This is a genomic window from Butyrivibrio sp. INlla14 (assembly GCF_900102515.1).
Taxonomy (GTDB): Bacteria; Bacillota; Clostridia; order Lachnospirales; family Lachnospiraceae; genus Butyrivibrio.
Genome location: NZ_FMVS01000050.1, coordinates 1 through 10,896, shown reverse-complemented (window position 1 = coordinate 10,896; position 10,896 = coordinate 1). Strand labels below are relative to the sequence as shown.

Here is a 10,896-nt window from a genome sequence, read left to right as displayed (position 1 = left end):
AGGTACTATCGACAACACAAAGAAACTCATTCTCGAAGGACTTGCAGATGCCCTCCACGTATCAGTGGAATGGCTTAAAGGTGAAACGGATGAATTTACCACCGATATCACCGATAATCGTGATCTTAAGATCAGGGATCTTATGGGAAGGCTTGCTGTCACCGACCAGCAGGACTTAAACGACGAGGAATACGCATTTACAAAAGACATACTCATCTATCTCCTGACCGAATACGAATCATTCCTGGAATCATTCAGATTCGCTTCCGGTCGCATCAAAGAAGATAAATTCAATAAATCGCTTGCAAAGGCAACGGGAATCGAGTCGCAGAAGGAATATAATGAGATTATGTTCCTTAGGGAAGTGACTCACACAATCAATGCCTATAACGATATATCCGATGTAATAAGGCTCTATACCAGGAATCCAAAGAAAGCGGAAGAAAGACTTGAAAATCTGATGTCCTTCTACGAAGCCGCTGACGAGGACGAGGAATAGACAGCCACACGGAAAAACCGTATAGTTATTTAGAGCATTTCAACAGTTCCGGTTGCCTTCACAAGAGAGGAGGATTATTAATACATGGCAAAAGGATCTGTTAGAAAAAAAGGTAAAAAGTGGTACTACCGCTTCTATGTTGAGGATGCAAGCGGAAACCTGGTACAGAAGGAGTTTACCGGTACCGAAAGCAAAAGTGAGACCGAAAAGCTCTTAAGACAGGCAATGGAGGACTACGAAGAAAAGAAATTCATTGCCAAGGCAGAAAACACCACCCTCGGCGATCTGCTGGATGTTTGGGCTGAAGAGTGCTTAAAGACCGGTTCACTTAGCAACGGCACTGTAGAAAACTATCTCCAGACTATCCAGAGGATCAAGAAGCATCCGCTCAGCAAGCGGAAACTCAAAACAATCACATCGGATCACCTGCAAAAGTTCATGGATCTGCTGGTGTTCGGAGGAGTCGAAGGCGATTTTACATCAAACGGGTTCTCCAAGAACTATATGAGATCATACTCGGCGGTACTGCACGGAGCATTCCGGTTCGCAGTATTTCCAAAGCAGCTCATAACCTTCAATCCGATGGACTATGTGGTGATACACAGCAACGTGACTGATACGGAACTGTTCGCGGAAGACGATGAATCACCGGAGGCTACCAAGCCTCTGAGCCCTGAGGAATATCAAAAGCTCATAGATTTCTTAGGAAAAAGAAGCAAGGATGCCATCCTACCGGTTCAGATAGCATACTTCACCGGGCTTCGCATCGGAGAAGTGGCAGGTCTTACCTGGCAGGACATCAACCTGGATGAACAGTATCTCACAGTACGCAGGAGCATCCGATACAACGGAGCAAGGCACACCACAGAGATCGGACCGACCAAGCGAGGCAAAGTACGTACAGTAGATTTCGGAGATACACTCACCGACATCCTGAGGAAAGCCAAAAAGGAGCAACACAGAAACCGGCTCCGCTACGGCGCACTGTATCATCACAACTACTACCGCGAAATCAAAGAGAAAAACCGCATTCACTACGAATTCTATCACTTGAGCGGTGAGGACATGGTTCCACCTGATTATCAGGAAATCGACTTCGTATGTAAACGCGAAGACGGAAGTCTTGAAATACCTGCCACCATCTCAGATGCCTGCAGGTCAGCGGCTACTCACGTACCGGAATTGGAAGGCTTCCACTTCCACATGCTCCGCCACACTTACACAACAAACATGCTGACGAACGGAGCGATGCCGAAAGATGTGCAGGAAATGCTCGGTCACTCAGATGTAAGTACCACAATGAACATATACGCCCATGGTTCAAGAGAATCTAAGAAAAGCAGTGCAAAACTCTTGGACAAAGTAGTCGGATAAAAAAGTTTCCCTTGTATCTACCTTATAAGGGCAAAAACAAGGGAAAACAGTAATCCGATCACAATATAAAGGCTCACAAGCCTTATAAATAAGGGAAAGTTGACAATTCAGTTAGATAAATTGCGATTTGTCATCGACAATAAAACTGCAATATATTTTCAAATTTTATCCTTTACTACTATGATGTTAAAAACATTGTTTAGTATCAAGTTTGGAAACCCTTTTTTTATGGATCATCACAATGATTGCAGCAATCACAAAAACTGAATTGCTTACTATTGTCTGTCTAAGATTTCCTCCAGTGCTTGATGTTCTATCAGCAATAGATTTCCCAGCTATTAGTCCGTACTTCGATAGTGTCATAAAATCCAAAGCAGCATGAAGAATAATCATTCCAAGTAGATTATGCCACTTAACATATATTGCACACATCAATAATCCAAACATTGTATTAGCAAGAACCTGAAGCAATGTCATCTTAATATTCCCGTTCGCAAAATAGTTTTGAAAATGATATATCCCAAAAAACAGTGCTCCCAAAACTACGGATAGTACAGCTCTCTTTCCCTCTATACCAAGACTATCCATGATAAGTTGCGTTACAGTTCCTCTCATGAACAATTCCTCAGAAAGGCCAATCATAAGGACAAAACAAATATAAAAAAAGATCTCAGTTACTGATTTAAACCTGGCAAAGCCATTAATTGTATCCACTATAGTTACAACAGTTCCCATAATTGATATAGCCAATATTATTGCACCTGATAACAGACTGTTACCTAAATTTCTAAATGGTTTTTTTAATGAATCCGTTGTTCCTATGATAAATGCTATGAAAAATGACGGCAAAACCTTGGTTATTATCTCCCTAACAAAGAACGCCACATTAGATGCCCCAAACGATAACCGAAATATCTTTATAATTTGCCATATTGCCTCATATATAACCAACTCTAAAACAAATGCTACTATAATTGCCAGCACTGTATGATTTTTGAAAAACTTCTGCATTACCTTTTGTACCTCTCAGTGTTTTTGTTATTTTTAAGATATCATGCAATTTGTACCTTAGTACATTTTCCCTCCATAGATAGTAATTTTTCTGAGATATTATATCTCTACCTCAAAAGGTGATTCGTTATCAAAAAACATCACTGTAGAAGCCAAACCAGCTAAGCCCCTCCACAAGGCACTTCACCTGAAATTCAAAGGTTTTATTCCACTCACAACTCTTTCAAAAAAAATCTGTTCATGGTACTGTGAACCACCTCTTTAGGGCGCTCTATCTCTTTATATCCCTTCTTTTCATAGATGTGGATCGCAGCCTGCAGATTATCATGGGTCTCCAAATATGAAAACCTGTATCCTGCCTCGCGCATTCTGCCCTCAATGAAGTCTATCAGTTCATAGCCAAGTCCAGATCCTTTTGCAGCATCAGTAAGATATAGCTTCTGTAGCTCTGCTGTATCTTTCATCGGTTCAAATCCGGCAAATCCGATTCCACCGATAACCTCTCCATCATCGCCCTCGATGACAAAGTATCTCCGCTCAGCATTACCATAATAATCACTAAGATGGTCCAGACCTTCATCAAAGTAGACTGTTCCGGGAATATCAAGATTAAACTGTTTCAGATTGTCTCTGACAAGCGCAGCTACCGCGGCATTGTCAGCCTCTGTCATTTCTCTGTATCTATGCATAATACCTCCTTAGGCTACTGATGCCATTTCCTCATTGATAAGATCCTCACTGACACCGCCTTCACAAAAAGATACCCATATCGCCTGTAAAGCCATGCCTGTTGCTCCCCTGTTCATTCATTTTCCATTCTGACAACTTATCTTTAATCATAGCTTTTTCCGGAAAATAAATAAAGCCATAAATAGGCACCTTCCCGTGCTATTTATGGCTTTTTTACACCATTGTCTTGCCAATCTTTTTCGCCTTGGCATAATGCCTACTTTGGTGTCATCTGGCACTTGAATTTCGTCTACTGAAAGACTTCCATCAGCATAAACACTGTGATCCGACTTATAAATGACTATCAATCTTATAGACAAAAGTATCAATGCAACACCAAATATTGCATAAGTTCTGATCCATGTTGCGAGGCCTATACGTGGCTGCGCAAGGTTTACGTCGTCTGTATAATACAGCACTATGGAATCGCCATCATGCTCAGCGCCCATTCCTGTTATGTTATAGGAATGATAGTGGTTTTCCTCATCCATAAAAGTAGCAGTCTCAACGCCTTTTGCCAAAGTACCGGCGTCACTTGCCATCTCCCCAACATTTCCCTGTGCTGCGCATCCGCAAAACGTCTCGACATGTGAATCATTGTCCAAACTCAGCTTCATGTCTTTATCAATGATTGGAAGCCTGAATTTCAGCGACTTGATCCACTGTCCGTTAGGCTGTCGTTCGTCATACACATTAACCTCAGCCACAAGCTGTTCCATGAACCTGCGGCGCTCTTCCTCATTCATGTTATCGTATAACCTGTCAAAATAGAAAAGAGCCTTATATATATTATCGGCAGTTACCTTCTCTGCCTCAATATTGTTTTTCTTTGCTCTGGCTTCGTTTAATAGATTCTCAGAAGCATCTATCTTGTCATATATTTTATAAAGGCGTTCATCAAGATCGACCTTTCGTCTGCCATAATGCTTGTCATCCGGATCAAGGGAATCGATCTCTTCTATGAGCTTATCCTTGATACTCAGATTCTGATGCAACTGTTTCTCGTATACACTGATCTCCTCATCGATAGCAGCTGTATCGACCTTCATATCAATCTTTTTATGCATCTCCCTTGAGAACTTCGGGTTACTGACAAGTCTGCTTATAATCTCTGCTATAGCCGAATCAATCAGTTCTTCATTCAACTGCTTACGGAAATCACACTTATGACCCCTGGTCATATTTCGATGCTTGCATCCATAATAGAAAAAGTCCTTATATTTGCTGCCATCCGGCCTTTTCTTGATTGCTTTATTTCCATACATCCCTGCACAACAATATGGGCACTTAAGAATACCGGAAAGCATATGTACCTTCTGATCTTTCGGGAGATTTACATGCTCATATTTCTTAGCGGATTCACGAAGCTTAAGCTGAGCTTTATTCCATAGTTCCTCGGATACGATTGGCTCATGCATTCCATCTACAAGCACATAATCATCCTGCTTTACAAGCTGATAATCGTTCCTCGTACCTTTAACCTTCTGCATCTTCCGTTTACCATAGGCAATCTTTCCGCAGTAAACCTCGTTATTGATAATACGTCTTATCAATGCCGCATCAAACAACGGATTCTTCCCATTCTGCCTTGGATTCTTATGAATTCCATGATTTTCAAGATATCTTGCAATCCCGGTTGCGCCCATATCTGTATTGGCATAATTATCAAATATCGTCCTGATTGCCGGTGCTTCATCCTCATTAATCACAAGTTTCCCATCAACAAGCTTATACCCATATGGAGCAAAACCGCCGTTCCATTTTCCTTCTCTGGCCTTCTGGATACGCCCTTCCATTGTCTGAACCCTGATATTCTCACGTTCTATTTCTGCAACGGCTGATAAAACGGATATCATAAGCTTGCCTGCTTCTTTTGAACTGTCTATGCCATCTTCTAAGCATATCAGATTCACGCCAAAATCCTGCATCATCTGCAAAGAGTTCAAAACATCCGCAGCATTACGCCCGAATCTTGACAGCTTGAACACCAGCACAAACGATACTCCGTCCTTATTACTTCGGATGTCATCCATCATATGATTAAAGCCGGAACGACCCTCGATGGACTTTCCGGATTTTCCGGCGTCTTCATATTCCCCGGCAATCACATAATCATTATAATCAGCAAATGCTTTCATTCTCGTTTTCTGCGCATCAAGAGAATAGCCATCTATCTGCATAGCCGTGGAAACACGGGTATATGTATATACTTTAACCTTCTCTTTTTTCAAGATCACCACTCCTTATTTTGCAAAAAGTATCCTACAGCGCTTTATCCGGAAGCTGCATATACGAATCTATAAGTGGATGAAACAGATCCGTCATAGCAAATTCTATAATAGCGCAAGCCTTTGATCCGGCGTCTTTGCTGGAATGTCCGCAATGAAACATCTTCTCATGCTTAGTTCCGTAATCAAGCACAACCAGCCTGTCATGGCAGTCAGGGTTAGGTTTTACAGTCAGATTGCCATACTGACTGATGAAATCAGTAACCTCCGCCGAAGTTAATACGCCGTTTCTTCCTCGCTTATTCTCGGTAAAAAGAATCACATCTACGCCCGACGCTTTATGAGATATCAGTTGCAAAGTTTTCGTATTCACATAGTCATCGATCACAAGGATTGTCTTTTTAGCCTGACTATAGATATCGATATAAGCTGCATCTGCTTCAAATTTGTGATCCTTGTAGATTACATAATTCTTCAGATCTTTCTCGGAAATGAAGTTCTCGCTGAGAGTATCAATCTGCTTCCTGATGTCCTTGATATCAGACTCTGTTTTAACCTGACGATCCTTGTTATCAGCTGTTTGCACTGCGATTTCTGATACTTTTGCAGACAACATGGTCATTTCGCTCCGCGTAACAAACTGTTTGTTCTGCTGTATAAAATGCCTCATTTCACGGAAGGCTCGCATTATAAATATGCTCTGCTGGTTTGCCAGTTCTCCACGAAGCACCGTCGCCAACATATAAATTCCTTGTTCCGTAAACACATACGGAAGACTTCTACTTTTTGAATTCAGATTTGCGGTGAAATTTTTGCACCGCAAATTTTCCAATTCACCTTTACTAATCTGAAACATAAAATCTTCTGGAAAACGTTCCGCATTATTTTTCACCTGTCGATTAAGGTTCTTTACTTCATATCCGTAAATCTCAGCCAGGTCTGAATCAAGCATTACCTGTTGACCTCGGATTGTGTAGACTTTTCTTTTTATCCCCTCTATTGTTATAAGTTCCGTATTTCCCAACTGCTCCTCCTTCGTTTGGTCGCAATTTGCGACCTCATCAGATTTCTCCATTATTTTCCATCCGTCTTAACCGCTTAGCATATTCCAGCAAACGCTTCTTCGTGGATTCCGATACGTCATCATACACCTGCACCAATTCTTTCTCTTTCTCGGTAAAAACTTTCTTTTTGGTTTTGGCCTTCGTGTGCTCAGTTCCGGCAAGAAGCTCCTCAGGTGTCATCTCCAGCACTTCGCATATCTTCATGATCCGATCAGAACTCGGATTTTGATTTTTATTCTTCCAATCGCTGACGGTACTTCTCGATGCTCCAATCTGTCTTGCAAAAGAAGCTTCTGTCATTCCCATCTCTTTCAGACGGGTAAAAATGCGTTCTGATATTTTCATAAACCCTCCTGTGAATGATCTATTTCCATAGCTTTTATACCCGCAAATTCATGTCGTAAATAGTTCGTATTCACGTACATGTTATCACATCCTGTCCTGCCAGTCAACGAAAACACAGCATTTACGCAACATCTACGGAATCTTTTTCCTTCTTCTCGCGCCTGTTTTTATATTTCATATAATAGTGGTATGCATCAGATATATACCTGCGGAGCCATTCATGATCCGGATCCGGAAGCTTTTCAAGCTCCAATCTGTCGATATATTTTGCAATCATTTCACCGAGGAAATCCGCAAAAATATCCATATCGTCCTTTGCTGACATGCAGCCGGATATCTTTTTTTCTTCGTCAAAGTTGCTATTATCATATCTCATAAAATCGGTTCCTCTCTTTTCTTAATCTTTTGATTTTCTTTGTTGTACTCATCTACGATCCTGCATTTCAACCGATATGCAAGATTCGCTTCTTCCTTTATCTTCTTTAACTCCGGAGATTTCTCTCTGAGTTCTTTTTCAAGCTGCTCCGATTCAGTTTTTAACTTGCGTACTGGAATCTTCATGTCCGGGTATGCTTTCATAAGTATCCGCTGTGCCATGTGATATTGCATCAGTTCACCCTCATGGCTTTCCTTGAATGCAGCCTTCTTTTTGGGATTCTTTATGCCATACCACTCTTTATAAACAGCCTCAGTCCTTTTGAGAGTTGCATACTTATCAAGCAGATCCGCCACTGTATTTTTGCGTTCATCCAGATTTCTCATTTCATGGCGGATACTCGCCACACTGTCATAAAGCTCCGATACCGTCTTTTCAAAATCCACAAGGGAATGGATATGATACCTTTCCATAAATGAAAATGTTTCTGTCATAACCTTCGCCCTGATTTTCACGCCGGAATACTTTGAGGACTCCCTGTCGATATATCCTGTTACTGCTTTTGAAAATGCTTCAGCCGCTCGCTTTTCTTCCCGATGCTCTGATGACAGTTCCGCAATAGCATCTAAGATATCCTTGATAAACCTTAGCAGATTCGCGATGGATTGATTAATTGACCTGATGTACCGGTTCCATTCTCCCAGATCCGTGCGGATACCTCTTTTCTCCATCTCCCTGACTGCCGGACCCTCATGTATGGTCGGAAGTTCATCAAGGCCTCTGTCAATGTTAGAACGATGATCGACCCTCTCCGTGATACCCTTTTTCTCAAGCGCTTCATTTATAAGCTTCGCCCAATTTTTTCTCCATGCTTCAAGCGTAGATACATCTCCCCAATCCGTGGTTCTGACTGCGTTAAATAGATCTTTCCCGTCAGCGCCTTTCACACGGTTTCCATCTGCATCAAGAACATACTCTCTGCGCTGCTTCGTTCCCCAGCTTCCGTCCGGATTCATCGGACGCATCGGAACTAGGACATGAACATGAGGGTTCTGGATGTCATTGGGATCTCTGCCGGGTTTATGAACAGCCACGTCGCAGATCATGCCCCTCTTGACAAAGTTTTCTTTTATAAAAGTTCTCGCAAGTTCGATATTCTCCTCATCAGACAATTCATTCGGAAGAGCAAAATCAAAAGAATATGCAAGCTGTGCCTTCTTATTTGCCTCAGCTTTTTCGACTTCGTTCCAAAGCGTTTCTCTGGCCGAGTACTCCTTTGGTGCATACTCAGGCAACAGAATTTCTTTGTAAAGCACTCCGCTCTTTCTTGAATAATCCGCTTCCTCTCCGTAATAATCATCATGCAGTTTTTCCCCGGCACGATAAGCCGCAGCCGATATAGCAGTTTGATCTTTCCCCCTTGACAGCTGTGTAACATGAAAATGATAAATAGCCATTATGCATCCTTCCTTTCTGTGTCAGAGGAAACTCCCAGAGCAGTTTCTCTCTGTGTCCTATAAACAAAACCGGCAACATATTCCGCCACGCCCGGAACAGCTGCCAGTCCATTTATAAATTCCACGAATTCTGTTTTCGATGAATCCTTGATCACCGGAAAAACATATTCAAGATGCCCGGCTTTAAAGCATAGCGCGTGAGTTCTTTCATCTCTCCGCTTTTTGGATTCGAATCGGATGCGATTTTCTTCGCGGGAGTATCTGTGCTCCGCTTGCGATTTCTTCTTTAGTTCCTTCTCATATTTTTCCTTTGTTTCCTTAAGTTCCTCCCGTAGTTTCTGCAGCTCCTTCATTTCTTCATCCGTCATTTGCCCTTTCCCTCCTTTTCTCTGATGGGCATGAAAAAAGCACTTCAGATTTTCATCCAAAGTGCTCTCTTCATATTTTTGTCAAATTGTCACAAATCGATTTGTGGAAAATCACATGCAAAAGCCAGTATACTTTGTCTACTCATTTCCGGTATTCGTGCGTAGAACCAAACATCCGAAAAATGAAAAAAGCCCAAACCACTAGGGTTCAGGCCTTGCTGACAAATATGAATTACCTATTTTTGCGTATAACAACCACACCCATAATATAGAACCTACGTTTGCTTCTGTCAAGAACTTTTTTGATTTTCTCCGAAGCGCAGCGAAGGCAAATCGGCGCAGCCATATCTCAGCTTCCGCCAGGCATCATTGATGCCTTACGCGCTTGATACATCTCGAAGGAGATGTATAGAAGTGCGCCCTTATTAAAATAAGGGATATGTAACATGCATTGTAGCATCATCTATCTCCCCGTATCGGGTGTCGGATAACAGTCCTAAGTTTCTCCTGCGCGACCTTTCTGGCATCACTCAAATAGATCTCATGATGAAATCGCTTTTCAGAAATGTCCAGAGCATATCCCTGCTCTGTCATATACTGATGCATCATCTCTACAGTTTTCGGTTCGTCATCATAAGAACCGATATGCATACACTGCACACAAAGCCCCTCATCATATGTTAGGAACTCTACCTTTGAAAAGTCGGCCTTCTTTTTCCTGGTCGCTTCCTCGATTGCCCAATCAAAGTCTGTTTTGGTCACAAAATCAGGAAGCCGGATAACGGATATGAATCGAAAATTCTCTTTGTGGGCGTAATCAATACCCTTTACGCCATCCTGCCACCAGAAGCCTTCCAACGGCGGGACAACACAGTCAAAATATCCCTCGATCTGGTGATTGCCCTTTTTGCTCATCTTGATTGTAAACGCGATTCCATAAAGCAGGCCGATGGTGGCTTTATACTCGCTGTCCTCTGCATTCGGATCGCCTTTTCCACGGACAGCGATATAATTCATGCGAGGAACTGTCACGATGGACGGCTTGTTCCCCGGCATATAAAACTCTTTATATTCTTTCTTAAAATCAAATGCCATAATAATATACCTCTGGATTTAAGTTTTGATATTGTCAATATTACTTTACACTTATTACTCGTACATCCAGTTACCTGTTTTATTATGCAGCCATTGCCAATGAATCATAGTATCTCTTTCTCTTAACCATAGGAGGAAGACCATTATTGGAGGTACATATCCTCCTGTTATTCCAATAGCTGATAAAGTATCTCCAGATTATTACCTTAAGTTCTTCAACAGTAAACTGAGTAGACTTAAGATTTCTGGAGTAGAATAGTTCATCTTTCATTCTTGCCCACATGCTTTCACACCTGGCATTATCATGACATCTGCCACCTGCACTGTTCATGCTCTGGGTAATGCCATAT

The 10,896-nt window shown here is 41.8% G+C and carries 11 protein-coding genes and 1 pseudogene; 2 read left to right on the top strand and 10 right to left on the bottom strand.

Going from position 1 to position 10,896, the window contains the following annotated elements; translation table 11 throughout:
* The coding region (locus BLO53_RS18295) for a transcriptional regulator (protein ID WP_242875404.1) at window positions 1–499 on the top strand (499 nt) is incomplete at its 5' end.
* An 84-nt stretch (window positions 500–583) separates the two neighbouring features.
* The gene (locus tag BLO53_RS18290; RefSeq protein WP_092065006.1) at window positions 584–1,873 is read left to right on the top strand and encodes a tyrosine-type recombinase/integrase; all 1,290 of its coding nucleotides are present in this window, start codon (window positions 584–586) and stop codon (window positions 1,871–1,873) included.
* Window positions 1,874–2,059: 186 nt separating this feature from the next.
* Here the strand turns inward: BLO53_RS18290 and BLO53_RS18285 are convergent, their stop codons facing one another.
* From BLO53_RS18285 to BLO53_RS18240, 10 genes and pseudogenes are all read right to left on the bottom strand, one after another.
* Window positions 2,060–2,884: a CPBP family intramembrane glutamic endopeptidase gene (locus BLO53_RS18285; RefSeq protein WP_092065003.1), complete on the bottom strand. Its 825-nt coding sequence runs from the start codon at window positions 2,882–2,884 to the stop codon at window positions 2,060–2,062.
* Between the two features lie 212 nt (window positions 2,885–3,096).
* Window positions 3,097–3,573, bottom strand: coding sequence for a GNAT family N-acetyltransferase (locus BLO53_RS18280; protein ID WP_092065001.1), 477 nt, complete (start codon window positions 3,571–3,573; stop codon window positions 3,097–3,099).
* Between the two features lie 618 nt (window positions 3,574–4,191).
* Window positions 4,192–5,844, bottom strand: a pseudogene (locus tag BLO53_RS18275) (recombinase family protein); the annotation flags it as partial.
* Window positions 5,845–5,875: 31 nt separating this feature from the next.
* A complete protein-coding gene (locus BLO53_RS18270) occupies window positions 5,876–6,865 on the bottom strand; it encodes an ORF6N domain-containing protein (protein WP_242875403.1) in 990 nt (329 codons plus the stop codon).
* 37 nt (window positions 6,866–6,902) lie between these two features.
* Window positions 6,903–7,250 (bottom strand): helix-turn-helix domain-containing protein, encoded by a 348-nt coding sequence (locus BLO53_RS18265; protein ID WP_092064993.1) that lies wholly within the window; start codon window positions 7,248–7,250, stop codon window positions 6,903–6,905.
* Between the two features lie 121 nt (window positions 7,251–7,371).
* The gene (locus tag BLO53_RS18260; RefSeq protein ID WP_092064990.1) at window positions 7,372–7,626 is read right to left on the bottom strand and encodes a hypothetical protein; all 255 of its coding nucleotides are present in this window, start codon (window positions 7,624–7,626) and stop codon (window positions 7,372–7,374) included.
* Window positions 7,623–9,083 (bottom strand): MobQ family relaxase, encoded by a 1,461-nt coding sequence (mobQ, locus tag BLO53_RS18255; protein ID WP_092064987.1) that lies wholly within the window; start codon window positions 9,081–9,083, stop codon window positions 7,623–7,625. The genes BLO53_RS18260 and mobQ overlap by 4 nt, the downstream gene beginning before the upstream one ends.
* Window positions 9,083–9,451 (bottom strand): DUF3847 domain-containing protein, encoded by a 369-nt coding sequence (locus tag BLO53_RS18250; protein WP_092064984.1) that lies wholly within the window; start codon window positions 9,449–9,451, stop codon window positions 9,083–9,085. Before BLO53_RS18250 ends, mobQ begins: the two co-directional genes overlap by 1 nt.
* 459 nt (window positions 9,452–9,910) lie before the next feature.
* Window positions 9,911–10,546 (bottom strand): GyrI-like domain-containing protein, encoded by a 636-nt coding sequence (locus BLO53_RS18245; protein WP_092064981.1) that lies wholly within the window; start codon window positions 10,544–10,546, stop codon window positions 9,911–9,913.
* Window positions 10,547–10,628: 82 nt separating this feature from the next.
* A partial coding sequence (locus tag BLO53_RS18240) for an integrase core domain-containing protein (protein ID WP_143003283.1) occupies window positions 10,629–10,896 on the bottom strand: 268 nt, incomplete at its 5' end.

Bases quoted from the DNA above. Each gene is read 5' to 3' on its own strand.
- mobQ (WP_092064987.1), bottom strand. From the start codon at position 9,083: ATGGCTATTTATCATTTTCATGTTACACAGCTGTCAAGGGGGAAAGAT.
- BLO53_RS18285 (WP_092065003.1), bottom strand. From the start codon at position 2,884: ATGCAGAAGTTTTTCAAAAATCATACAGTGCTGGCAATTATAGTAGCA.
- BLO53_RS18290 (WP_092065006.1), top strand. From the start codon at position 584: ATGGCAAAAGGATCTGTTAGAAAAAAAGGTAAAAAGTGGTACTACCGC.
- BLO53_RS18280 (WP_092065001.1), bottom strand. From the start codon at position 3,573: ATGCATAGATACAGAGAAATGACAGAGGCTGACAATGCCGCGGTAGCT.
- BLO53_RS18250 (WP_092064984.1), bottom strand. From the start codon at position 9,451: ATGACGGATGAAGAAATGAAGGAGCTGCAGAAACTACGGGAGGAACTT.
- BLO53_RS18265 (WP_092064993.1), bottom strand. From the start codon at position 7,250: ATGAAAATATCAGAACGCATTTTTACCCGTCTGAAAGAGATGGGAATG.
- BLO53_RS18260 (WP_092064990.1), bottom strand. From the start codon at position 7,626: ATGAGATATGATAATAGCAACTTTGACGAAGAAAAAAAGATATCCGGC.
- BLO53_RS18245 (WP_092064981.1), bottom strand. From the start codon at position 10,546: ATGGCATTTGATTTTAAGAAAGAATATAAAGAGTTTTATATGCCGGGG.